Here is a 25,854-nt window from a genome sequence, read left to right as displayed (position 1 = left end):
GCTAAAAAAGTTGTGGTGAAGTGAAGATTGCCTGCTTTCTATATAAAAGAGGGAAAAGCAGAGCAACCTTTAAACGACGGATTGCTCTGTTGTGCCCATAATCACGCATGAGTCGAGGTGTGTGTGGCCCCAATAATTCGACCTTGTATAGCTCTGCTTACACTTTGTAGATCTTAGCCGGAAGCGCTTGCCTTGCTGCTGCGCCCACAACCCAATCCAACATGACGCCTTTGCCTTCTCTCGTCGGGTCAATTAAACCAATATCATTGATGTTAACGCCATCGTTAGACTTCATCTTCACCGGTTGTTGTGTGTCACCAATCCAGTGTGCACGTTCACCGAGCTCTTTGTGTCCAAAGCCGTGTTCAAAGCCTAATGTGCCCGGCTTGATGCCATCAATCACCATTGCCAGCGCCTGTGTGGTTGAGCTCGGTGTTTCAATGGCAAATACGTCACCGGTTTTGATGCCTGCTGAAGAGGCGTCTTGTGGGTGAATGTAAACCGGGTTCACACCCTTGATGGACTCTAAACGTGGTGACAAGTTAGACACTGCACTGTGAATGTTGGATTTAAAGTTCGTCAGGGTGAACGGCCACTCTTTTACTGGGAACTGCTCTGCCAAAGGTGTGCCGTCTGCCAACTTTTGTGGATACCATGTCGGACAACCCATGTACTGTTCGCCACTAATGGTGTTGCGAGAGGTGCCAAGCTTTTCATTCCAGATAGTCAATGGTTTGGTCCATTTGTACTTCATGGTTTCATTGGTGTACGCATTGGTTGCATCTTCAAAACGACCGCCACGCGCAAAGATATACGCCACTTTAAGCATCTCTTCTGGTTTGAGCGTTTTGTTCATCACGGGTACTAGGCGTTCTAAACCAGACCAAACGATATCTTCAGCATCGACATTTGGCACGCCGCCTTTTACGAATGCCAAGTTAGCCGCTGAGCGCAGGTAGAAATCTTCAGCGCTATGAATACCGTGCCAGTTACCTTGGCTATCTTTAATTACGTTGTCGCCAAAGCCACCTAAGCCAAGCGTTTTCGCCAGATCAATAAAGAAATTCTCTAGGTTGATGGCGCGCCCGTCTTGAGTACGTGAGGTTTTAGGCTCAACAATCGGCCAACGAGCGGTGATCGTTTTAGTTGCGACGCCATGCCACGGTGTTGCCATGCCCCAGCTTTCGTAGGTCACTGTGTCTGGCACGAGGTAATCCGATAACGCTGTGGTCTCATTGATGAAGGCATCGATAGAGACGATCAAGCCAAGCTGTTTTGGATCTTTAAGCTTTTCACCCAGCAAGTTGTCTAAACCCGGAACCCCATAAAGTGGGTTCGCCATGTGGTTGATCCACGCTTTTGCTCGGTAAGGATAGCCATCAATGGCAGCTGATAAGTGCTCAGTTAAAAGCGGTGCCGAGATTGGGTACCACGGCGCGCGTGTTGGGTAAGGTGATTCACCGGCTGCAACACGACGTTTGTATTCGCTGGTTTTCTGATACGGGAACTTGCTGCGAGACAAGAACACACCTTGAGGCTTAGTCTTACCCTTGAACTTGGTAAAGTCGTAACGTGGGCCAGCAACAGAAGTTGGGTAGCCGCCCGCTTTCGCCATCGCCCCGCCTTTCGCGTTGATGTTACCGATCAGCGCATTCAACATTAAGATAGAGAACGAGTTGTAGAAGCCGTTGGTGTGCATGTTACCACCGTGAGTATCCACGACGGCTTTCGTTCCGTAGCTAGTGAAGCGTTTCGCCAGTGCAATAATCTGGTCTTGTGAGATTTCACACTGCTCACTGTAGTAAGCAAGGTCATATTTGAAGGCTTCTTCTTTCAATCTTTGTAGAGAAGACTTAACACGAACGGTCTGACCATCGATTTCTACGTCTTGATCGACAAACAATGCCGCCTCGTCGATCTGAATATTTGATGTTAATAGTGACGTTGTCACGTCAAGTGCAACAAATGCATCATCGTCAGACATCGGTTCGCCCGTTTCGAGTAAACCAATATCCGATGTGCGAAGCATGCGCCCGTTTTGTGGGTGTGTTTCGTCGCTGATAACAAGGTGAGAAGCATTACACCAGTGTGTGGTGTCAGCTTTCTGCATCGCTTGTGCGCTTGGGCGAGACAAGAAGTCGTGATTGTAGCGCTGGTTGTCGATGATCCATTGGATCATGCCCAGAACTAATGCTGAATCAGTACCCGGTTTGATCGGCAGCCAGTTGTTGCGATCGCCCGCCGCGAGACTTGATGACCCTGCAGGAAGGCTTGGTGTCACTATGGTGTAGCTCAGTTTTCCGTTCGTGCGAGCCTCAGCCAATTGTCGTGCTTGACGCTTAAACGGGTTACCCGCTTGGGCCGGAGACATACCGATGAACAGAATGAACTCAGCGTTGTTGAAGTCGGGCTTTAAATGCGAGAACTTGTCTAGATCGTTCATGATCGCGCCTGAACCTGCGCGGAATGCGTAGCCACAGTAAGAGCCGTGATGACCAAAGTTACGAGTGCCGTAGCTGTTAAATGCAAAGCGCTTCAAGATGTCGTCACGGCCTTCATTACCGGCATTCGTCACTAGTAATTGGTTGGCTTTTGGTCCGTATTCAGGGTTATTCGGGTCGAGTGGTGTTTCGATGTCACGAATCGAACGCAATCCTTCCACGTCGCCTTCGCCGAACAAGTCACCACCTTCGGTGATTTCAGAGATTAGCTGCTCGTAACTGATTGGCTCCCACTTGCCTTCACCACGCTTACCGACACGTTTGAGCGGTTGAGTGATTCGGTATGGGCTGTTTTGAATCTCTAACATACCGTTACCACGGGCGCAGGCAGTCGAGCGGTTATTGATACCCGATTCACCAGACAAGCCAATGTAGGCGTCTTTTACCGGCGTTGTGAAGGGGATATGTTGGTCGTTTGATAGCGGATGATACGGGTTGCCCGAGATACGTAAGATCTCGTCATTACGATTATCGATCCGTACACGTAGACCACACAGTGTCCAGCAACCAAAACACATAGAGGGTGCAACACGTTGGTTTGGATTTGGTGAGATCTTACCTTGTTCATCGACACTGTATTCCGTCTCTAATGAATTACCGTGGTGGATGTGGTTGGTTTTTTTACCCGCGGTGCCATCGATAGCACCGTGAACCATGTGTTTTGTGGTTGTCGCATAACCTGCAGCAAAAGCTCCAACACCACCGGCAGCAAGGCCTGTTTTCAAAAATTGACGACGTTTGTTATCCATGATGATTCCTTAGACTACAAGCTATGTGAGCGGTTAAGTGGTGACGATGCTTTATGAGCTGATTTAACCGATAGGGTTTTTGTTGATACGATTTCAGAAGCGAACAGCGCAAGTGCTAACCAAAGACCACACATACCAGCAATGCCGAGTAAACCTGCGCTCCCCATAGGCAGTTCATAAGGGAATGGGCCCACATCAAAACGTGGAATGGTTTGAACTTCCATCATGGTGACCCAACGTACCGCCCATGCTGAAAGGATGGTCGCAAGCGCAATACAGACGATTCCAAGCTTGCTTCGCGATAGGCGCTGCAGTGGTAGAACTAAAATCATGCACAGCAAAATGCTCGTGGTCATAATGCCTAAATTGATACCCCACGTGTCGTTCTCATATAGGTTGAAGTGGCCATGGTTAGATGCCCAAATTGATGTGAGAATGATGGCAAGGCCACCTGTTAAGGTAATGGTTTTCTGTATCAGTGATAGATCGGTTGTTTTTAGGTTTGGTTCACTTGATGGCAAAAGAGCCCAAATCAATAGCGCTAAACCTATTGCGGCAAAGAATGCCGTGGAGAACCAAAGTAGCGGAGATGCAGGTTGGTGCCAAAGTGGTCGGCTCGCCAAAATTGCAATCTCGGCACCGGTGTAAAGCGCAATGCTTAAGCCCGATACAGCCGTCACAGCAGCGAGTGCAATCATTAGCTTGGTTGAAACCTGCCATTGGCCTAGCGTAAGCCAAGACAAGCGTTTTAAAAGTGGATTTTCACTCTCTTTAAGCTGTGCGATGTCGTCACGTAGGTAAACCCACGCGGTAGCAACAGCAAGGCCTGAAAATAGAGGCAGAAACAGAGAACCCACCCACATCCACGACCAAGGTGTGATGTGAGCATAAAAATGCCACGCGCGTCCCGGTTGGTGTAAGTCACCGGTTAGCGCGAGTGGCCCAACAATCCCGCCAATCGCCATGACAAGCACAAGCGCTGATCGAAATTGGTGACTGGTTGAGTCTTTGAATATCAGTGCAATCAAAAACAGAATAGCGGCCGCGTAAGCCGAACCAATGTAGAAAAAATATTGAACCGCCCACGGTAGCCAAGCCATTTCTTGAGCGGGAACTAACACCTCAGTGATATTCATGCTGTCTCTCCTTGTTTACCTTGTGTCGCGATTGCCAGTTCTTGTTTGCTAGAGGACAAGTTATCAATGGCGGCTGGATCATAAATCGCAGGTTGACCTTCGATATGGCTAACGAAACGCTCGTTCATGCCGATATAGAAAACATGTGGGTTGGTATTCTGCTCTGGCTTAAGCACCTTGATGTCGTCTTGGTTTTCATTGAGCAGACGGTTGATCTCGCTGTTTGGATCTTTCAGGTCGCCAATGACACGCGCGCCACCGACACAAGTTTCTACACAAGCGGGTAGCAAGCCATCTTCAAGGCGGTGTGCACAAAAGGTACATTTGTCGGCGGTTAGTGTGTCGTTATTAATGAAACGAGCATCGTAAGGGCAGGCTTGAACACAATAAGCACACGCTACACAGCGTTCGTTATCGACCATTACAATGCCGTCTTCACGTTGGAAGGTGGCTTGAACAGGACAAACTTTGATGCAAGGTGCGTTGTCGCAGTGGTTACACAGGCGAGGCAGCATGAATGATTTCACCTCTTGTTGAGCGGTCGAACCATCATCAAGGGAGACTTCATACTGTTTTACGGTGGTTCTGAACTGGCCAATAGGTGCTTGGTTTTCAACGCTACAGCCAACAGTACACGCCTGACAGCCAACGCATTTACGTAAATCAATCGCCATGGCGTAGCGTTTTCCTACTTCGCCTTTGCGGTCTGGTTGGTTGTTATTACGAATGGCTGTGCTTGCGACCGCGGTATTAATTCCGGTAATGGGGATGAGCGCAGCACCCGCGGAAACTTTACCGAATTGGCTGAGAAACCGTCTTTTCAATGAGTCCATATTGGTACCTATAAATGGGTATTCGTTCTGTTGGGCTCATTGTCAGTTTTTGACCGTTCATGGGGTATTGTGGATTTCCACATACCCAGATCAAAGTTGATCTAGAACAAATGTGGTTTTGCCAATCTAGCTGTTATGCTTTGTTTTAGAGGGTTATTTAAGGCGATCTAACGCATAAGTTGAGCGTTCAACATGTTGCTGACATAAAATGGGCCGAGAATACATTGAATCAACAGTTCGTTTGGAGAAAGAGATTTTAGTGAGCGTTCGGAAACTAATGACAATCGTTAGCCTTTGTTGGTTAAGTCTAACCGCAGGTGCGTGTTTCGCGGCTCGATCTGAACAAGCGATAGTAGCCCCAAGCCCAAGCCCAAGCCCAAGCCCAAGCCCAAGCCAAAATACAGATGAACCCGACCAGATTATCGAGGTTGGCGTGTTAGCAACTCGAGGTAAGCTTTCGGCGCAGCAACGCTGGCAACCAACAATGGATTGGTTGTCTGAGCGAATCCCAGGTAAGCACTTTGTCCTCAAACCATTTAACTTGGAAGAGATGGCCGAAGCGGTGAAAGACGTCAACGTCGATTTTGTTGTCACCAATCCGGGGCAGGCGGTGCGATTAGGGCGTCAATATGCGCTTTCTTGGATGGCGACCATGACCAGTCATAACTTCGAACAGCCGGCAGCCAACAATACTCAAAGCATTGGTTCAGCCTTGGTGGTGAGAAGAATGTCACCTTATATCTCTTTTGAGCAACTGAGCGGAAAGCCAATTGCTGCCGTGTCAGAAAATGCGTTTGGTGGTTACCTGACTATGCGTTATCAAATAATGCAAGAGGGGCTCAATCCCAACCACTTTTTCTCTAATACTCAGTTCTTAGGTTTCCCTATTGATGCCAGCTTATACCAGCTGCGAGAAGAGCACATTGAAGCGGCTGTGGTACCTGTGTGTCTAGTTGAGAGCATGATCAGCGAAGGTTTGCTAGTCGCTGGACAATATCGAATTATCGGCAATCAAGCGCCAGAAGGATTCCGATGCCAAGTGTCAACGCCGTTGTACCCCAACTGGTCGTTTGCCAAAACAGAAAGAGCCTCTTTAGCACTGGCTAAACAAATGAGTCAGGTGTTGTTTTCAATGGCAAAGAGCAGCGCACCGGCCATTGCGGCAAATGCTTCGGGTTGGACGCCACCAACTAGTCTGCTTTCAATCGATAAACTCTATCAGCAGCTCGACATGCACCCACTGCAACAGCCTTGGTGGAAAGAAGCGTTAATCTGGCTTAAGTACAACCAGCAGTGGGCGTGGGCGTTCTTCATTCTGGTGGTGTTACTGAATGCGTACCACTTCTGGTTGGAGTACAAATTCAGCCGTAGCAAAAAACAGTTAGAAGCCACGTTGCACAAGTTAAAAAGTAAGAGTGAGCAGTTAGAGCACTCTCAACGAATCGCGGTGGTCGGTGAGTTAGGAAGCAGTTTGGCACACGAGATCAATCAACCCTTGGCGGCGATTCGTAACTACAGCGAAGGCGGTTTATTGCGGATTTCTAAGAACAAACCGTTAACCGATATTGAACCTGTGTTCGAGAAGATTCAGTCGCAAGTGGATCGTGCTGATGCGATCATTCAACGCTTAAGAAACATGATTAAGAAACGCTCATCTGAGAAGTCTCAAACCGACATCGAGCAGCTACTCACAGACACCATTGAGTTGCTGCAATTTCGATTACAGAAGCACAACATCACTATTGAACGCTATGCGGTCGGACAGCCTAGTACGTTGTATATTGATCCTGTGGGCATACAACAAGTAATTGTAAACCTGATCAATAATGCGACAGATGCGTGTAACATACAGCAACAACGCGAACACAGCGCGATGTCTGATATTAATAACAAAAACGGCAAGCTTGCGACAATTAAAGTGATTACCGAGTATCAACCGGATAAGATGATGTTGTCGGTTATTGACAACGGAACGGGGTTAGATCTTACCGAGCAACAAGTTACTCAAGCCTTTGTGAGCAGTAAAGAAAATGGCTTGGGACTAGGGCTTTCGATCTGCCAAGACGTGATTGAAGATCACAGTGGCAAAATGGCCATTGTGTCACTTGCTCCTCATGGCTGTCACGTTGAGGTAACGTTACCTTTTTCTCTTTCAAATGATTCATAAGGAATCTTGTTATGTCTGAACTTCATCAAACGTTGCCGGTCTATGTGGTTGATGACGATGAGTCGATGCGTGACTCATTGGTGTTCTTATTGAAAGAGCATGATTTTACGGTGTCAGCCTATGAAAACGGCCCGAACTTTCTAGATTCTGTCGACTTGAGTGCTCCGGGGTGTGTAATTTTGGATAGCAGAATGCCTGAGATGAGAGGACAACAAGTCCATGAGTTGATGGTGAAAGCGCAGAGTCCATTGTCGGTGATTTATCTGACGGGGCATGGCGATGTACCAATGGCGGTGGAAGCCTTGCAATCGGGCGCGGTGAACTTCTTTCAAAAGCCGGTGAAAGGTGGCGAATTGGCCGAGGCCATCAAGCAAGGATTAGAGGCTTCGGAAAAGCATTTACATTTAAACGTGTACCGCCAAGCGTATGCATCGCTGACTGAACGCGAAATAGACATTCTTAAACAGATCATTGACGGCAAGCGTAACCAGAAAATCGCTGACGAGTTGTGTATCGCGATGAGAACGGTAGAAGTACACCGAGCGAGTTTAATGAAGAAATTTTCTGCAAAAACGGTTGCCGAGTTGGCATATATTTATGGGCAGCTGACTTAATCATATAGCCACCACGATAAGAAATGACAGTGATAGGTGCCATATCGTGGTCGCTTTTAAGGTGACTTTGCTGAAAGGTTATCTTCATAAGCAAACTAATATTGAAGTAAGATCACGCCATTTATGGAGTGCATACCGAGATGTATCAGTAATCTTTTTAACGCTATGTATTCCTGAGATACTAAGTTCATTTTAGGGTGAAACGTTTTAACGACTGCGCTTTTCCCTGTAATTTAGAAACATTCACTATGGGTTGGGTACTCCCCTGGATTGGGTCTTGTATCAACCGAGTTAGGTTAAAAAACTTTATGAGTACAATGGGAATCGCAATTGGTGCGACGGCTCTTTCGTTAATACTTGTGGCCGTTTGGCTGATCTCTCTATCGCTAAGAAAACAGCGCTTGGAACAGGAACGTAAAGCACGTGCTGTCGCTTACCGAAAAGCGATTGAAAAAGCGCGTATACAAGAGCAAAAAGAGCGCCACTTCAAAGCTGAAACCGGACATGTTCCGTCGATTCTGTATTTGGCGAAAGAGGCTGAACGTAACAATATCAAGGAAGCTCTGTATTGGTACGATAAAGCGGCGCATTTAGATAATGTCAACGGTATGTACGGTATTGTACGCCTTAGTATGAAGCGTAAAGAAGACCTGATTTTAAAAGAAAAAGCCAATTTTTGGCAACTTGCTATATCTGCATTAGACAATGATCTGGTTGCGAAATTTGAGATGGGTAAAGCGCTCGTCTTTGGCCGTGGAACGGATAAAAACATCCCCAAGGGCTACGCCTGTATCGAAGAGTCAGCGGCTGGTGGCAATAGCGAAGCAATGCTGTTTATGGGAGACTGGTGTCTAGACAAAGAAAATCCGGACTATTCAGCCGAGAATGCAGCCGAGTGGTATCACAAAGCGGCGGACAAGAATAATTTAGAAGGTAAGATTAAGCTTGGTTCGTGTTATTTGAATGGTATTGGCGTTGAATCCAATCATGGTGAGGCCATATATTGGTTCGAGACTGCGGCGGAAAAAAACAGTGCCGAAGCGATGTTTAGAGCCGGTGAGGCTTGGATCGACCATGGTGAAAACGGTAACGCTATTGCTTATATTTGGCTCTTCTTATCGGCTCATTTTGGGTATTCCGATGCGAAACATTTGAGAGACAAAGTGGGTGGTGAGCTTGGTGTGGATGCAGTGGTGGGCTTACAAGCTCTGACTAAGCCAATAATGACTAAGTTAACTCAAGAAGCGATAACCAAGCACTCAATCATCAAAGCGCTCAATAAACTCTACAAACGTAATATACCTATCCCAAAGAAAGTGAAAGAAGTGCTTGATGAAGAAGGTAACGATTTAAGTGTCGATGGCAGTCATATAAAGACTAAAGAGCTGAGTGAATCAATTTCTAACGTTGATTACAGCCAACAGCAGATGAATACAGGTCAAGCATTAACAGATAAACAAGCTAACCAGAATAGCGACCCTCTGGACTTCAGTCAGCCAGTTGTTGAGTCTAACTGGAACAGAAATCAATAGTCGTGTTCAGTAGCTTTATACGGTGTTCTGTGAAGCAGTTTTCTTTGGTTATCAGTTAATTGTAGTTCTCACCCTAATCAAGAAAACTAGGCAACAAAAAAGGGAAGCCGATGCTTCCCTTTTTATTTGTGTGCTGTTTGCTTTAAGCGCTAAGGCTAAAACCAAAAGCTTATGATGCTTTGTTTTGCTCAGCTTTACATACTGCAGCAGTGAACACGACGTCAGTTGAGCTGTTAAGCGCTGTTTCAGCAGAATCCTGAATCACACCAATAATGAAACCTACTGCAACAACCTGCATCGCTACATCGTTAGAAATACCGAATAGGCCACACGCTAATGGGATAAGCAGTAGTGAACCGCCAGCAACACCAGAAGCGCCACATGCAGATACCGCAGCCACAAGGCTTAGTAGAATCGCAGTGAAGATATCAATTTCAATGCCCATTGTGTGTACCGCTGCAAGCGTTAACACAGTGATGGTAATTGCAGCACCCGCCATGTTGATTGTTGCGCCTAGAGGGATAGATACAGAGTAAGTATCTTCGTCTAGGTTTAGCTTCTTACAAAGGTTCATGTTTACTGGGATGTTTGCAGCACTTGAACGAGTGAAGAATGCTGTTACGCCAGATTCACGAATACATTGCAGTACGAGTGGGTATGGGTTCTGTTTTGTTTTCACAAATACAAGCAGTGGGTTAACCACAAGTGCGATGATCAGCATTGAACTTAGTAGAACCGCTAGCAGTTGACCGTAGCTTGCCAGTGCATCGAAGCCCGTTGTTGCGAACGTAGTCGAAACAAGACCGAAGATACCGAATGGAGCAAGACGAATGATGAAGCGAACAATGTGTGAAACACTGTGGCTTAAATCTTCGAAAACCGCTTTAGTTGTTGCAGATGCGTGGTGCAGTGCAAGGCCAAGACCGATTGCCCAAGCAAGAATACCGATGTAGTTCGCGTTCATTAGCGCACTAACTGGGTTATCTACAAGTTTGAATAGAAGCGTATGAAGAACTTCAGCAATACCTTGAGGAGGGTTGGCACCTTCAGCGCCCGCAACCAGTGTCAAAGTGGTTGGGAACATGAAGCTCAACACTACAGCTGTAAGAGCCGCAGAGAACGTACCAATCAGGTATAGCACAATGATTGGACGCATATGGGTATGCTGACCTTTCTTTTGATTTGCGATAGAAGCTGCAACAAGAATGAAAACTAAAATGGGGGCAACTGCTTTCAAAGCACCAACAAACAGACTACCGAGTAGACCTGCATCTTGAGCTGCTGAAGGAGAAACCATGGCGAGAACGACACCGAAAACAATACCTGCAAGGATCTGTAGGACAAGGTTCCCACGAGCGATGCGGGCGAGTATGTTGCTATTTTGCATAAAATACCTGCAATTGTTAAATTATTATAGTGATGTATCTTTTTATAAAGCTGTACCAATTCCAACTATACACTAGTGGAATGGGCGCTAATATTAGCGAGATCTAAGAGGGTGTCTAGGAATAGTTTACTTTTAGGGTGATTGTTTGCGCTACGTGGTGTTTTTGGATTGAAATGTTAAATAAATGTACATATGTTGAGTTATAAGCCTGCATGCTGATGTTTATCAAGGCCAATATTCTGTGAGTATAAGATGTAAACAGCTTTTGATAAGATCATCGTTTGCAGCAATAGCAATATAGATAGCAAATTGAAATAAAGAAGCCCTATGTGATGAACACAAAGGGCTTCTTGTTCTCTCAATAATTTTTGATAGTTTGTACACCTTCTTCCAGGCTGTTCACCACTTTCAATCGCTTTGCGTAGTTTGCACTCCGGTTCTGATTCATGGTTGCAATGAGAAAAACGATAGTACGTGGCTAAATTTTCCACATCGGTAAATGTTTCACGCACGCCTAGTGCGCAACCGACGAATATTCTGCATCCTGTGCTGAGCAATTAGTGATGATCGTGGTTCATCTTTTTCAAGCCGCTCATTACTTTCTTAACAGGAGCATCGAAGGTTTGTGACTCACCGTTAGCGAAGGTCAGCGTCATTTCGATTTGTTCGCCTTCTTTTAGACCATCTTTTAGGTCAAATAACATAATGTGTAAGCTACCAGGTTTCAGTTCAACTTGGCCATTCGCTGGAATCGCGATGGTTTGAACTTGGCGCATTTTCATTACGTCGCCGTCCATGATGACATCATGAAGTTCTACTTTACCAGCTGCTGGTGTTGCAGCAGAAACGATAGCACGGTCTTTATCGCTGTGGTTCATTAGGGTTGTAAACACCGCGCTGTTGACGGCTGAAGGTGGTGTTGCACGAGCGTATGCGTCGTGAACCATAATGTCACCGTTAGCATGAGCAAGAGGAGTGAGCAATAAGCCTGCTAGAGCAAGTGCTTTTAACTTCATGTTGTTGTCCTTAGTTGTTATGTTTTGGTCTGGGACCTGACTTTTTTCTCGAACTCTATCGATTAAGTTGTTTATTTTTCTACACGTTCTGAGTCGCAGGTGCGTTAGCGCGTTAATGTGTTGATGGCTTCAACAATCGGCGCTGGCGTTAACGTGTGTGGCACTTTAGTTATCAAGGTACCGTCGGGCTTTAAAAAATAAAAATATGAGCTGTGATCAAGGGTATATTCCAACTCTGACCCTTCAAGCTTGGTCTTTCTGAAAATAACACCGTAGTGATGCGCAAGCGTCGTTGTCACATCTAACGGGCCACTTAATCCTTCCATCATTGGGTGGAAGTATTGTGCGTATTCATAAGAAGCTTCTGCAGCATCACGCTCTGGGTCAAGAGAGACAAACATCGGGCGAATCTTCGCTTTTGCTTCATCTGACACTTGGTTAAGCGCTCCAGCTAACATCGCCAGAGAAGTAGGGCAGACATCTGGACAACGTGTGAAACCGAAGTAGACGATACGAATTCTGTCATCGGTTTGGTCAAAGATTTCCGTTGGTTGGTTATCTTTACCGAAAAGAGTCGTTGCGGAAAACTCTTGCTTTGCTGCGTGTTGTTCTTGAGATTTATTTTGTCCATCAAGATAGCTTTTGACACCAAAGCCAAGTACAAAAGCAACAACCAATGCTAACGACCAATTTCTACTCATCTTGCCATCCTTATTGCAGGGTTTACAGTCTCGACACCATCAGTGAGCTCACCGATCCATGTCATCTTATCTAAAGTACATACAGGTAAAATTACATCACCTTCATAAGTATTATTGCCAATGCTCTTTAGTTGAAAATGCGCTGAGCCCATTTCCATTTCTAAGCCGGTGAGTGACAACATTAATGTCTCAGATGCGGCACCTTCCCAAACAACCTTCATTTTCGTGGGTAGAAGAGGTTGTGCGGTTTCACGGTCAAGCGACATTGAAATCGATTCTTGCTCACACGAGGTTGTTGAAAGCATGCAGTAGTCATCTAAGTTGACTTCGGCCGTTGAATGTTCAATGACCGACTTGAGTTTTTGAAATACGGGTGGCCCATAAAAGCCTGCCACGAGAGCGATTCCAAGAGCAGCCACTTTTAATGCTGGGTGCATGTCGTGTTCTCATCTAATTTTATAAGAGCGGCGATGTTATCATACCCCTCAATACGTGCTTGTATCAAAAAGCAATTTTGTGCGTATGGTAGAACTAAAAAAGCGAAGCCATTGGCTTCGCTTTTGTTTGTTTAATCGAGAGGTGAGCTTAGTATTTCTAAGTTCTATCCGTCCTGAACATGTTCCAGAAGTACGCTGAATGATTAGTCAACGTTACGCTCTGCAAATTTCTCTAGCCCTAGAACTAAGGCAATGGCTACAAACATCATCACAATTGCCAACACGAGCTGAGAAGGTTGCGAGGTCACAGCTTCAAAGTCGAACGGCGATAGGTTCTCTTGAATCAGAGGTACTTGCTCACCTTTTGAGTTGATGCGCCAGCTGATGGTTTCTTTCCACGGCCAGATCTTAGGTAGCGTACCGATCATCAAACCGGTTAAGAATACCAATGTGAAATCGCGGAATGAGCGTAATAGCCAAGAGAGCACGTGTGAGAAAGTCAGTAGACCGATCACACAGCCACCTAAAAATAGGGCAAGCACATCGATTTGAAACTCTTTAACGGCACCAAGAATCGGGCCATACATGCCAATCAGTAGCAGAATAAAGCTGCCTGAGATACCCGGCAAAATCATCGCACAGATCGCAATCGCACCCGCAATCAAGATGTTGATGCTGGTTGGCTCCATTTGCAGAGGCTTAAGCACCGTAATGCTATAAGCGAAGGCAACGCCAAGTAATAGAAAGACGAATCGAATCATATCGCGCTTTTCTACTTGCTTAAGAATATGGAATACCGACACCAAGATCAGCCCAAAGAAGAAAGACCACAGTGGAACAGGGTGCGTGACCAATAACCAAGAAATCAGCTTTGCGAATGTCGCAATACTCGTGAACACGCCTGCGAACAGTGAAATCAGGAAGAAACCATTGATGTGGTTAAACGCGGCTTTGAAGCCTTCGCGCTTCCATAAGCCAAGTACGCTAGGGTTAATTCTACGAATGCTTTCTAGCAGTGTATCGTAAATACCAGTGATGAATGCGATGGTTCCGCCTGAAACGCCAGGGACAACGTCGGCTGCGCCCATTGCCATGCCTTTAAAAAAAGTACTTAAATAGTTCATTGATTCATAGAGTTGAGAATGATTTTGTGCAGTATACAAACTTTAAGGTAAAAAAAGTATGAATATGCCTTTGGCGAGGTGTTTTTATTACCTTCTTAATTGCAAGGCAATAAGTTGAAGTGAACATTTGCCTAATATTTAAAATACAATCACTTAGTGATCTATCATTAGTGCTCAATGATGAAACTGATCTCTTATCAATATTGCATTTTTATCGCATTATGCAAATGCACTTTGCAATTGGCATGTTGAATTAGAGGCTTTTATGAGATTTAGAGCTTATAAAACGCTGAATTAAAGTTGGCACGCTAACTGCATTAATAAATTTGACCCTTCTTAAGCCGAGGGTCACCTAGCCAACTGACGTTGTTAGTGAACTTTTGATTTGTTCACAAATATATAGAGCCAATCGCGATTATTGCGGTTGGCTATTTTTTTGCCTGTCGTTTGGCTATCTCTAGTTTTTTATCGGTTACCCCTCATTATCCAAGCGAAAAAAAAGCCAGCCACCATGGGTGACCAGCTTATGCTTTTTTCGAATCTCGAATCTCGAATCTCGAATCTCGAATCTCGAATCTCGAATCTCGAATCCGTTTTAATATCCCATCAACTGCAACAAATTTTCTGCTGTGCTAATGGCTTCTTTACGGTTGGCAATGTTTAGCTTTTGGTACAGGTTACGGATGTGAGTTTTGATAGTCGTGCCTGCAACATCAAGTTCTTGAGCGATCTGTTCATTACTGAACCCCGAATAGATAAGACCAAGTACCTGCCATTCACGTTGTGTAAGTGGGCTGGTGCGTACCAGTTCTGGAATATTCGGATGATTAACCAGATTCTCCACAAAGTCTTCGTCAAAGTGAACCGAACGGCTGCGTTGAGTCGTCGAGATATCTTTCATGATCTGTTGGGCTCGGTGACGTTCTAAATCACCCAAGCCAGGTTTGTTACTCAGCTTGTCCAAGATATGCCCGATAGTGCCACCATCGACTAAGAAGTTACCGACCATACCGGTTTGGTTGGTCATGTGTAGGGCTTCTTCTAGTAGCACACGAGCACTGTCTTCATCGTTGAGCTGTGTGCGTAACACGGCTTCGACGATCAAATTTCTGTTGGTGTCCGTAATCAGGTGTGAACGTTGGGCTTCGCTTTTCAAGAAGGTTAGCGCTTGTTCCGCTTTTTCATACTGCTCAAGGATGATATGAGCACGCACGATGTTTCGCCATTGAAGTTGACAAAAGTGGTTGCTTGCTGATTCAGGGCGAACAGCAACGCTCAACCAGTCACGGATGGCGTCTTTATTGCCTTTTACTTGCCAGAACAAGATCAGAGACAGTGAAGCGTTCGCTGTCCAATCTACGTGGTAAGTTGATTGGCGCAACAAGTGCTGAATCTGGTCAATAAACTTAGACGCTTTATCAATTTCTCCCCGACTCAATGAGATTCGAGCCAGCATGGAGTAGCTATGTAAGTGCTTACTTGGTGCGTGATGGCCAAGAATATCTAAGCCCTTATAACAACACTCTTCCGCTTCATCTAATCGATTCCAACACCAAAAAATCTGAGCTCTAACTCGCAGTAAAAATTCATGCAGTGGCACGTATTGCAGTTGGTGTTCTTCAATCAATTTAAATGCACTGTCTTGCAACTCAAATGCAGCCTGAACATAACCTTGAGCAATTAATATTTCGCTCTGTTGCAGAATGGCCCACAGCGCCTGATGGTAAACTTGATACTGGCGTGCGAGTTTTTCTGTTTGTTGCATCATCGGTAGAGCACGACTAAGGTTGCCCATAACATGGTTCACTTCACCAACAACAGAGGTCGCTACTATACGGCTACGGTATACCGTTGTATTTAGTTGACTTAATGAAAGTTCGGCTAATTCTAGCGCTTTTTCCGGTTCATTACTGTTGATGGCTACTTGCGCACGCAGGGAGTTGTACTGCCCTTGTTGTTGAGTATCAAGCTCAATATTTCGAGCTTGATATTGCGCTTCGGCTTCTTCCAGCAAGGTGCCTACTTGATCATATCGATGCTGACTTTGTGCCAGCCATGCGCGCAACATTGACAGTTTAGGTTCACTGTAAAGTTGGTCAGGTGTCAGTTGCTTGATCGCCATCTCTAATGAAGAGAGCTCACCTTGGTTGAACATCTGCCATCCGTGATCACTCAAGATCTGAACAATCAATTGTGGGTCGTCAGCACGCTGTGCATGTCGAAGAGCTTGATGAGGCGTTTTCTGTTTGATCCAAGCTTTAGCCGCACTTCGATGCAATTCCGCTTCTTGTTGCGGAATTCGAGCTTGGCGTTCATGGGCGAGAAATTCACCAAAAAGGTTATGGAAGCGGTACCAGTTTTTCTCACCTTCAAGAGGGTAGATGAACAGGCCAAATCGATTGAGTGACTCGATCATACCGAGTGCGTCTTCACGTTGAGTGAGTGCACATACTAGCTCGTCGTTGAAGTGATCAAGCACAGAGCACTGCATTAAGAACTGTCGAGTTTCTTTGTCTAACAAGTCGAACACTTCTTCCACCAAATAGTCCCAAAGGTGAGCATGGTTAAAGTGCGAGAACGACTCCGCTGATTGCGCTAGAGTGCGTTTTTGATGTTGGGCTTGCAGCGCAATAAGTTGCAAGGCAGAAGGCCAGCCCTCTACATAAGTACAAATGCTATCTGCTGTGATGTCATCAATGCCATCGGCTACGCGTTGGTTGAAAAAGCGCGTGGTCTCTTCAGTATCAAAAGCCAGTGAATCGTTACCTAGCTCTATCATTAAGTCACGTACGCGAAGGTTGGCGGTACCGAGTGGTGGTGTTCCTCGGCTGGTTACAACGAGCGTCAGGTTGTCGGGCATATGTTTGAGGAAAAAGCGCATTGCTTCATGAATGTCATCATTGTTGACCAAGTGGTAGTCGTCCAACACAAGGAAACATTCATGATGGAACTCAGACATTTCTGCGAAAACTTCACTTAATAATGAATGCAGCGATGAAAACTGTCTTTTCTCTGCCAGCTTTTGGGCATTAGGACAGATATTTTGAGTCGCTTTATTGAGTGATTGCAGTAGATAGTTAATAAAGCGAAATGGATCGTTGTCACTATCATCAATGCTGTACCAACCCACATTAGGCTTATCTACTAGCCATTGCGCGGCCATTGTGGTTTTGCCATACCCTGCTGGGGAGCGAAATAGCACCAGCTTGTAACAATCTGCGTTTTGAAGCAGATCGAGAACCCTAGGTCGTAGAATCGCATTGTGTAAGCGGCCAGGACGGGTCAGTTTTGAAGGGATCCACATATCGAAGTTTTTCACCTATTTCGTGGGCTTATGTTCTGGATTATCCCAATCTATTGTTGAGTGCTGTCCAATGACATTAGCCTAATTACTTAAGTCTTCGTTTATGGTACGTGAAGCGAAACGATACCGACTATGATCCTCCACAGAAACCTTGCACTCCTGCATGTTTTTGATGCTCTACGCCCTTTATTTGTGATTTATGTCACTTTAGGTGTGATTTGTGAATGTGACTTCTTCTTCTTTTACACCGGTTTCTGTGTAAAAGATGAGATGCTAAAAAAATTTTCGTGATCTGAATATCAGATTTAGCGATGGCTTTAAGAGACGTAAATAAAAGTTACATCAATTGAAGTTAAGTTATCCAACGGGAGCTTGTGATCTTGGTCACTCCAAGATTTTGTTCTAACTCAGAACATGAGAGTTAGATCACTAACCAAATCTCGGTACGCCCCCTACGCCCTCTAATCTACTCCTAGTTAGTTATAAGGACGGGAGGATGTTTAGTTTATGGTGACCATGCACGATATGTCATAGATGAATTAGAACTATTAAAAGCGAGATTTCTGAAATGAAACCAACTCAGCAAAAAACTTTCGATAAAGTGTCGTTCCAAGAGAGCGTTAAGAAGCATTTGTCTGCGACCTACGCAACTACAATTGAAAACGCAGATAGCCGTGCATGGTACCTAGCAATGGGCCGCGCGTTAGCAGAATTAACAACCTTTGACCTGCTAGCAACTGAAAATGACGAAAAAATTAAGAACGCAAAGAGCGTTAACTACCTTTCATTAGAGTTTTTGATTGGTCGTCTGACAGGCAACAATTTAATCAGCATGGGTTTATATGAACAGATTACTCATGCGATGGAAGAGCTAGGTCAAAACTTAACTGACCTTCTAGAAGAAGAACGCGACCCATCGCTAGGTAATGGTGGTCTTGGTCGTCTTGCTGCTTGTTTCATGGATTCTTGTGCCGCTCAAGAATACCCAACAGTAGGCTACGGTCTTCACTATGAATACGGTCTATTCAAACAGTCTTTCCAAAATGGTCGCCAACAAGAAGCACCAGACGCGTGGCGTGGTGTTGAAGGTTACCCTTGGGAAGTGGCTCGTCCAGAACTAGCCCAACACATTGGTTTTTACGGTCATGTAGAAGTTGAATTCATTGACGGCAAAGAAGTACGTACTTGGGTTCCAGGTATGGAAGTAAAAGCAATGCCTTGGGATCTACCAATCGTAGGTTACGAGTCAAACACGGTTTACCCGCTGCGTCTTTGGGAATGTCAGGCAATCGCACCATTCTCACTAGCAAGCTTTAACAACGGTGATTACTTCGAAGCGCAACACTCGCTAATCGATGCAGGTAACATCACTAAGGTTCTTTACCCTAACGACAACCACGAGAAAGGTAAGACACTGCGTCTAATGCAGCAGTACTTCCACTCAGCAGCATCGGTTCGCGACATTCTACGCCGTCACGAAGCAGCAGGTTTCTCTTTAGAAGATCTGCCTAAGCAAGAAACGATTCAGCTTAACGATACGCACCCAACGATTGCTATCCCTGAATTGATGCGCATCCTGATTGATGAGAAAGGTTTAACTTGGGATCAAGCATGGGAAATCAGTGCTCACACGTTCGCTTACACGAACCACACACTACTTCCAGAAGCGCTAGAGACTTGGTCTGAATCTTTGATCAATCGTCTTCTTCCTCGTCACATGGAAATCATCTTTGAAATCAACCACCGCTTCATGCAAGAAGTTCGCAAGATGTGGCCTGGTGACGGTGAGAAGCAAGCGAAGCTTTCTATCATCCAAGAAGGTTTCCACCGCATGGTTCGCATGGCAAACCTATGTGTGATTGGTTCTTACAAAGTAAACGGTGTAGCTGCACTTCACTCACAATTGGTTAAGAAAGACTTGTTCCCTGAGTTCAACGAAATCTTCCCAGGTAAACTGACTAACGTAACGAACGGCATCACGCCACGTCGTTGGCTGAAGTTCTGTAACCCAGGCCTATCTAAGTTAATTACTGGCAAGATCGGTACTGAATGGCCAGCAAAACTTGAGCAGCTAGAAGGCATCGCTAAGTTTGCAACAGACGCGAAATTCCAGAAAGAATTCATGGCGGTTAAGAAAGAAAACAAACAGCGTCTTGCTGATTGGGTTCAAGAGAACATGGGTATCGAGCTAGATACTAACGCTATCTTCGACGTTCAGATCAAGCGTCTACACGAATACAAGCGTCAGCACCTAGACTTGCTACACATTCTATCTCTGTACCACCGTATTCTTAACGAACCGGGTTTCGAATGTGAGCCTCGCGTATGTTTCTTCGCCGCGAAAGCAGCGCCGGGTTATCACCTAGCGAAAGAGATCATCTTTGCGGTGAACAAGATTGCAGAGAAGATCAACAACGATCCTCGCATCGGTAACAAGCTTAAAGTGGTATTTATCCCAGACTACCGTGTAAGCATGGCTGAAATCATCATCCCTGCGGCAGACGTTTCTCAGCAAATCTCACTGGCTGGTAAAGAAGCATCGGGTACGGGCAACATGAAGATGGCTCTAAACGGCGCGTTAACCATCGGTACGATGGATGGTGCAAACGTTGAGATTCGTGAAGAGGTTGGTGATGAAAACATCTACATCTTCGGCCTAGACGTTGATGGTGTTGTTGCATTGAAAGCTCAGGGTTACAACCCATACGACTACTACAATGCAGACCCACTACTGAAAGCATCTCTAGACTTATTGACTGGCGATGAGTTCACTCCAGGTCAACCAGGTCTTCTACGTGCAACGTTTGATAGCCTGCTAGACGGTGGTGACCCATACCTATGTCTTGCTGACTTCGCATCTTACGTGAAAGCGCACGAAGACATGAGCACGCAATACAAAGACCAAGCCGGTTGGGCTAAGAAAGCCATTCTTAACACAGCATTGGTTGGTAAGTTCACATCAGATCGTTCAATCCGCGACTATGTGAACAACATCTGGAAACTAGAAGCGGTTAAACGTTAATCGTTCCCAAGTAGCCAAGGCAGTTTCTGCCTTGGCTCAATTAGCTTGTGGGCAAATAGATGGTTGAGACGTTTGTCGTTTATAACCTGCTCGCTTACAAACTGATTGTCACAAGCTAATTGATTAGTAACAAATTAAATAAACAACCCTACAAAAATTGAAAGCGTTAAGGCGCTTTCGGAGAGAGCGATGAAAGAACAAAACGTATTAAAACAAATCGCAGAAATGGCAAATATTGCCGATAGTTACGTTAGTGCGTGGGGCGATGAAGCACAAGTATCAGACGATACTATTACGTCTCTATTGGCTTCATTGGGCTATGATACAAGCAGCGATGATGCACTATTAAAGTCTGCAGAAAGAAAACACAAAAAAGATGTACTAGACCCAGTTCTTGTCTTGCGTGACGGTGAGCCAGTAGAAGTGGCGCTGAATTTAGGGGTTAGTGCTCGTGAAAGTGAGTTCAACTGGCGCCTAGAAACCGAGCAAGGAGAGGTACTCGAAGGCTATCTTCAATCTCAAGTCGTTCGTGATGAGCGTGCAGAGGGTGGCCCTTTAGTGTTTGCATTGCCAAGTGATTTGGCATGGGGGTACCACAAGTTAATTGTAAGCCGTAAGCGCCGTAAGAAGCCTTATGAGATGACACTGATTATTACGCCAAAAGCGTGTTTCAAGCAGTCTCCAATTGAGCAAGGCAAAAAGCTTTGGGGCCCAAGCGTTCAACTGTACACACTCAGAACTCAACACAACTGGGGTATTGGTGATTTCGGCGACCTAAAACAATTGGTTGCTGATATCGCGTCTCGTGGCGGTGATTTCGTTGGTTTAAACCCGATTCACTCATTGTTCCCTGCAAACCCTGAAGGTGCGAGCCCATATAGTCCCTCTTCACGTCGTTGGTTGAACATCTTATATATTGATGTGAGCTCCGTACCTGAATTCGCATTAAGTGCAGAAGCACAACAGACTGTAGGCAGCGCAGAGTTCCAACAGCGCCTACAAAAAGCTCGTGAAGCGCATTGGGTGAATTACACCGAAGTGTCTGAGCTGAAGATGGGCATCTTGCCTCTGTTATTCGCAGAATTTAAGACTCGCCATCTAGACAAGAACAGTGACCGTGCTCAAGCCTTCCTTGCCTTTGTGGAAGAGGGCGGCGATAGCTTGATGCATCAGGCAGCGTTTGATGCTCTGCATGGTGAGTTGCATGCTGAAGACTCAGGCATGTGGGGATGGCCGGTATTTCCTGAGAAGTACCGTACATTCGATAGTCCTGCAACACAGAAATACATCAAAGATAACTTAGATCAGGTACATCTTTACATGTACCTACAATGGTTAGCAGATTGCCAAATCAACGATGTTCAATCGCTTGCTGAAGAGAAAGGCATGGCCGTTGGCTTATACCGAGATCTCGCGGTAGGCGTCGCGGATTCAGGCAGCGAGACTTGGGCTGATCAAGGCAACCTAGTGATGGATGCGAGCATTGGTGCTCCACCAGATATTCTTGGTCCTTTAGGCCAAAACTGGGGATTACCACCACTGAATCCTGAAGTGCTTCAAGAGACAAGCTACGATGCATACATTAAGTTGCTTCGTGCAAACATGAAACACTGCGGTGCGCTACGTATTGACCACGTGTTAGGTTTATTGCGTTTGTGGTGGATTCCAAAAGGTGAAAACGCAACCAAAGGCGCGTACATCTATTACCCAGTGCAAGATATGCTGTCGATTCTTGCGCTTGAATCTCACCGTTATCAATGTAGTGTTATTGGTGAAGACTTAGGTACGGTGCCAGATGAGATCGTAGACATCTTAGCAGATGCTGGCGTGCATTCTTACAAAGTGTTCTTCTTCGAAACATCAGAAGAAGACGGTGGTTTCATCTCTCCAAAACACTATGCATCACAATCAATGGCGGCCCTGTGTACGCACGATATGCCAACACTACGTGGCTTTTGGCACTGCGATGACTTGAAGATGGGTCAAGAGATTGGCTTATACCCAGATGCAGCACAGCTAGAAACTCTGTTCGATGACCGTCTAGAGTGCAAACAAGGGATCTTAGATTCGGTGGCATGGCATGGTTTCCTACCTGAAGGTGTTGGCCGCGATGCAAGCCAAGTACCGATGGACTCGTACCTTGCGGAAGCACTTCAACTGCACGTTGCGGCTGGTGGTTCAACATTACTAAGTGTTCAACTGGAAGATTGGTTAGAGATGGACAAGCCAGTCAATATTCCTGGCACTGTAGATGAGTACCCTAACTGGCGTCGTAAATTATCAATGAACTTGGACGAAATCTTTGCTCACGAAGGGGTAAACCGTATTGCTTCTAAGCTGACAGATGTTCGAGAGAAAGCAGCTAAGTAGTGGTATTGAGTGGCTTGAATATACGTGGTTTTTTGCTTACGCCGTACGAAACTACAACCTCGGTCACTCAATGATCAATGCTCATCTGGTAGAATAAATCGTCGTTATATTGCCCGCACTAATAGCGGGCATTTTTGTATTATATTTTTTGGATGTTTGGTTAGGGAGAAGCGTTTTGGAACTAAGTTCTATTTCAAAGCAAAAACAAATATATGCCCAACTATCACAGGCTTGCTTCACAGACCCATTTGCATTTTTAGGGCCATACCTACCTTCTGAGCAAGGTGCATTACGTGTATGGATTCCTGGGGCAGATAAAGTCGAATTGATTGTTGGAAAGGAACCTCGTATAGAGTTAGCGCGAGAGGGTGAAAGTGGTTTCATTCTTAAGCAGGAAAGAGACTTACGCTTTACTCACTATAAGCTTGCAGTGGATTGGGCTGGGGTAGAGCAGGTCATCGATGATCCATACCAGTACCATGATCTGTACGCGAGCTATGAAGATCTTCATACACCGAAAGATATGTATCATCACATGGGGGCTCAGTTTATTACGCTAGAGCGTGATGGGCAGACGATTTCAGGTACGCGTTTCTTGGTGTACGCTCCGCATGCTACAGCGGCAAGCTTGGTGGGAAACTTCAACGCTTGGGATGGTCGTCGTCACCCAATGCAACGTCTGGACTACGGTATGTGGGGCCTATTCATTCCTGACCTGGAAGAAGGCGCTCAATACAAGTTTGAATTAAAAGGACCAAATGGCGAAGGCTTACCACACAAAGCTGACCCATGGGGTTTCTACTCCGAGCAATACCCCTCGTTCTCATCTGTGACTTATGATCACGCTCGTTACGAGTGGCAAGATGCTAAGTGGCAGAATCGCCCAGTGACGCAAAAGCGTAAAGAAGCGCTTTCATTCTATGAACTGCATGCTGGTTCTTGGAAGCGGAACGCTGAAGGTGAATTCTTAAATTACCGTGAGCTAGCAGCAGAGCTGATTCCGTACCTTACGGATCTTGGTTACACGCACGTTGAATTGATGCCAGTTTCAGAGCACCCATTTTATGGCTCTTGGGGCTATCAGCCAGTAGGTCTATTTGCACCAACCAGCCGCTTCGGTTCACCAGATGACTTTAAATACTTCGTAGACCAATGTCACCAAGCCGGTCTTGGTGTGGTACTTGATTGGGTTCCAGCTCACTTCCCAAGTGATGATCATGGCTTAGCAAACTTCGATGGTACGCCATTGTTCCATGACCCGGATCCTCGTCGCGGCTGGCACCAAGACTGGAATTCGTACATCTATGATTTAGGTCGTGAACATGTACGTCGCTTCTTAGTCTCTAATGCACTTTACTGGTTCGAGCAATTCCACATTGATGGCATTCGTGTTGATGCAGTCGCTTCAATGCTATACCTCGATTACTCGCGCAGTCATGATCAATGGATTCCAAATGCAGATGGTGGTAACGAAAACTACGACGCTATCGCAACGCTGAAGTGGATGAACGAAGAAGTTTACAAACACTTCCCAAATGCGATGACGATAGCTGAAGAGTCAACGGCTTTCCCTGGTGTTTCAGCCCCCACTTTTATGGGCGGCTTAGGCTTCGGCTTTAAGTGGAATATGGGTTGGATGCACGATAGTTTGTCTTACATCCAAGAAGACCCAATTAATCGTAAATATCACCACAATACAATTACGTTCCCACTGGTTTACGCACACAGTGAGAACTACGTATTGCCTCTGTCTCACGATGAGGTGGTTTACGGTAAAGGTTCTATCCATAACAAGATGCCTGGTGATGAATGGCAGCAAACAGCGAACTTACGTGCTTACATGGGCTACATGTACGCACAGCCGGGTAAGAAATTGAATTTCATGGGGACTGAATTTGGCCAGACGGCGGAATGGAACCATGATGACCAGCTGCAATGGTTTTTGCTAGATTATGACCGCCATCAAGGTGTTCAACGCTTGACCAAAGATTTGAACAACCTATACCGCTCTGAAGCCGCTATGCACGACCTTGATTTTGACCCGAAAGGCTTTGAGTGGCGTCTTCAAGACTCTGCAGAAGCAAGTGTCTTAGCTCATGAACGTATTAGTGACTCTGGTGAGCGTGTCTTGGTGGTATCTAACTTTACCCCTGTTCCTCATGAGCACTTCCGTTTAGGTGTTCCAGCACAAGGCAAGTACTCACTCTTGTTGAATACGGACTCGACTGATTACGCTGGTAGTGGTTTTGAAGTGAAGCAGACTGCTGAAATTGAATCCGTAGAAAGCGAAGGCTTAGACACATCGATAGAGCTACGCCTACCACCGTTATCGACGATTTTCTACAAGCTCAATTAGCCTATAAGTGGAATTAACCAGCGGTTAAAATAAATAATGGGAGCACTAGTCTCCCATTTTTATTGCTTAAAAACTCTTTCTTACGGTGCTCTAAGGTTCGTTAATTGTAGAAGGGATCTACCTAGAACGATCTCAATGATTTGTTGAGCATCTTCACCAAAACTTTCCATCATTTTGTGACGAAATACGCCATTAACCTGTAGGTTAAGTTCTTCAGAAGCTGGGTTCTGTGAGGCATGGAAAAATATAAGCTTGATAGCGTTTTTGAATGGCTTGTTATTCAACGCTGCTTTCCAAGAATCATAGAATGCAGACTTCGTAGAGAAATCTAAAGGTGCCATCATAATAGACAAAACATGTTCGTGTAGAACAGATCTTATTGCACGTGTTGAAGGAAAATATCCCTGTAAAGTTGTGAGGCTAACGCCCGTTTCTTGAGCAATCCTTGCATAGGTGAGCGCTTCGTGTCCTTCAGATAGAAACAGCTGTAATACAATGTTGTTGTATTTCTTTTGGTTTTCTATTTTCTGTAGTTGAGTTATTCGAGCCATTACAAACCTATATTAGGTGTGACATTCTGTATAGAAATTACGGAAAGTGGATGT

The 25,854-nt window shown here is 45.5% G+C and carries 16 protein-coding genes and 1 pseudogene; 6 read left to right on the top strand and 11 right to left on the bottom strand.

The annotated features are described in order from the left end of the window. Positions 1-157 precede the first annotated feature (157 nt). Genes OCT63_RS00895 through dsrO form a run of 3 tightly spaced genes read right to left on the bottom strand, consistent with a single transcriptional unit; the run spans position 158 to position 5,219 of the window. On the bottom strand, positions 158-3,250 hold the full coding sequence (locus OCT63_RS00895; protein WP_269983022.1) for a tetrathionate reductase subunit A: 3,093 nt from the start codon (positions 3,248-3,250) through the stop codon (positions 158-160). 14 nt (positions 3,251-3,264) lie between these two features. Further along, positions 3,265-4,386, bottom strand: coding sequence for an NrfD/PsrC family molybdoenzyme membrane anchor subunit (gene nrfD / locus OCT63_RS00890; RefSeq protein WP_102506748.1), 1,122 nt, complete (start codon positions 4,384-4,386; stop codon positions 3,265-3,267). After that, positions 4,383-5,219, bottom strand: coding sequence for a sulfate reduction electron transfer complex DsrMKJOP subunit DsrO (gene dsrO, locus OCT63_RS00885; RefSeq protein WP_161671795.1), 837 nt, complete (start codon positions 5,217-5,219; stop codon positions 4,383-4,385). Before dsrO ends, nrfD begins: the two co-directional genes overlap by 4 nt. Positions 5,220-5,478: 259 nt before the next feature. On the opposite strand from dsrO, the gene OCT63_RS00880 reads away from it, so the two are divergent. The 3 genes from OCT63_RS00880 to OCT63_RS00870 all read left to right on the top strand — a co-directional run bounded on the left by OCT63_RS00880 (position 5,479) and on the right by OCT63_RS00870 (position 9,532). After that, positions 5,479-7,386: a sensor histidine kinase gene (locus OCT63_RS00880; RefSeq protein WP_269983021.1), complete on the top strand. Its 1,908-nt coding sequence runs from the start codon at positions 5,479-5,481 to the stop codon at positions 7,384-7,386. An 11-nt stretch (positions 7,387-7,397) separates the two neighbouring features. Further along, entirely contained in the window at positions 7,398-8,000 is a 603-nt protein-coding gene (locus OCT63_RS00875; RefSeq protein WP_161678667.1) for a response regulator transcription factor, read from the top strand. Positions 8,001-8,317: 317 nt separating this feature from the next. Then, positions 8,318-9,532 carry a tetratricopeptide repeat protein gene (locus OCT63_RS00870; protein WP_161685092.1) on the top strand — a complete coding sequence of 405 codons (1,215 nt, stop codon included), beginning with the start codon at positions 8,318-8,320 and terminating at the stop codon, positions 9,530-9,532. A gap of 169 nt (positions 9,533-9,701) precedes the next feature. Here OCT63_RS00870 and sstT read toward each other — a convergent pair whose 3' ends face one another. The 7 genes and pseudogenes from sstT to malT all read right to left on the bottom strand — a co-directional run bounded on the left by sstT (position 9,702) and on the right by malT (position 17,501). After that, positions 9,702-10,919, bottom strand: coding sequence for a serine/threonine transporter SstT (gene sstT / locus OCT63_RS00865; RefSeq protein ID WP_060469259.1), 1,218 nt, complete (start codon positions 10,917-10,919; stop codon positions 9,702-9,704). A 350-nt stretch (positions 10,920-11,269) separates the two neighbouring features. Continuing rightward, positions 11,270-11,443 (bottom strand): annotated as a pseudogene (locus OCT63_RS00860) (ribosome small subunit-dependent GTPase A); the annotation flags it as partial. A 33-nt stretch (positions 11,444-11,476) separates the two neighbouring features. Then, the gene (locus OCT63_RS00855; RefSeq protein WP_161684863.1) at positions 11,477-11,935 is read right to left on the bottom strand and encodes a copper chaperone PCu(A)C; all 459 of its coding nucleotides are present in this window, start codon (positions 11,933-11,935) and stop codon (positions 11,477-11,479) included. A 104-nt stretch (positions 11,936-12,039) separates the two neighbouring features. Next, positions 12,040-12,636 carry an SCO family protein gene (locus OCT63_RS00850; RefSeq protein ID WP_161684861.1) on the bottom strand — a complete coding sequence of 199 codons (597 nt, stop codon included), beginning with the start codon at positions 12,634-12,636 and terminating at the stop codon, positions 12,040-12,042. Next, positions 12,633-13,073 (bottom strand): hypothetical protein, encoded by a 441-nt coding sequence (locus OCT63_RS00845; RefSeq protein ID WP_161684859.1) that lies wholly within the window; start codon positions 13,071-13,073, stop codon positions 12,633-12,635. Before OCT63_RS00845 ends, OCT63_RS00850 begins: the two co-directional genes overlap by 4 nt. 203 nt (positions 13,074-13,276) lie before the next feature. Beyond that, positions 13,277-14,197 carry a DUF368 domain-containing protein gene (locus OCT63_RS00840; RefSeq protein WP_060469263.1) on the bottom strand — a complete coding sequence of 307 codons (921 nt, stop codon included), beginning with the start codon at positions 14,195-14,197 and terminating at the stop codon, positions 13,277-13,279. A gap of 595 nt (positions 14,198-14,792) precedes the next feature. Continuing rightward, positions 14,793-17,501 (bottom strand): HTH-type transcriptional regulator MalT, encoded by a 2,709-nt coding sequence (malT, locus tag OCT63_RS00835; protein WP_060469264.1) that lies wholly within the window; start codon positions 17,499-17,501, stop codon positions 14,793-14,795. 568 nt (positions 17,502-18,069) lie between these two features. Between malT and OCT63_RS00830 the strand changes: the two genes are divergently transcribed. The 3 genes from OCT63_RS00830 (at position 18,070) to glgB (ending at position 25,249) form a co-directional block, all read left to right on the top strand. After that, positions 18,070-20,523: a glycogen/starch/alpha-glucan phosphorylase gene (locus OCT63_RS00830; RefSeq protein ID WP_161684857.1), complete on the top strand. Its 2,454-nt coding sequence runs from the start codon at positions 18,070-18,072 to the stop codon at positions 20,521-20,523. Between the two features lie 189 nt (positions 20,524-20,712). Next, positions 20,713-22,893: a 4-alpha-glucanotransferase gene (gene malQ, locus OCT63_RS00825; protein ID WP_060469266.1), complete on the top strand. Its 2,181-nt coding sequence runs from the start codon at positions 20,713-20,715 to the stop codon at positions 22,891-22,893. A 175-nt stretch (positions 22,894-23,068) separates the two neighbouring features. After that, on the top strand, positions 23,069-25,249 hold the full coding sequence (gene glgB, locus OCT63_RS00820) for a 1,4-alpha-glucan branching protein GlgB (RefSeq protein WP_161684853.1): 2,181 nt from the start codon (positions 23,069-23,071) through the stop codon (positions 25,247-25,249). A gap of 80 nt (positions 25,250-25,329) precedes the next feature. Here the strand turns inward: glgB and OCT63_RS00815 are convergent, their stop codons facing one another. After that, the gene (locus OCT63_RS00815) at positions 25,330-25,800 is read right to left on the bottom strand and encodes a TetR/AcrR family transcriptional regulator (protein WP_161684851.1); all 471 of its coding nucleotides are present in this window, start codon (positions 25,798-25,800) and stop codon (positions 25,330-25,332) included. Positions 25,801-25,854 lie beyond the last annotated feature (54 nt).

The organism is Vibrio sp. RW (assembly GCF_027587105.1).
GTDB lineage: Bacteria > Pseudomonadota > Gammaproteobacteria > Enterobacterales > Vibrionaceae > Vibrio > Vibrio toranzoniae.
This window is presented reverse-complemented; position numbering and strand designations above follow the sequence as displayed.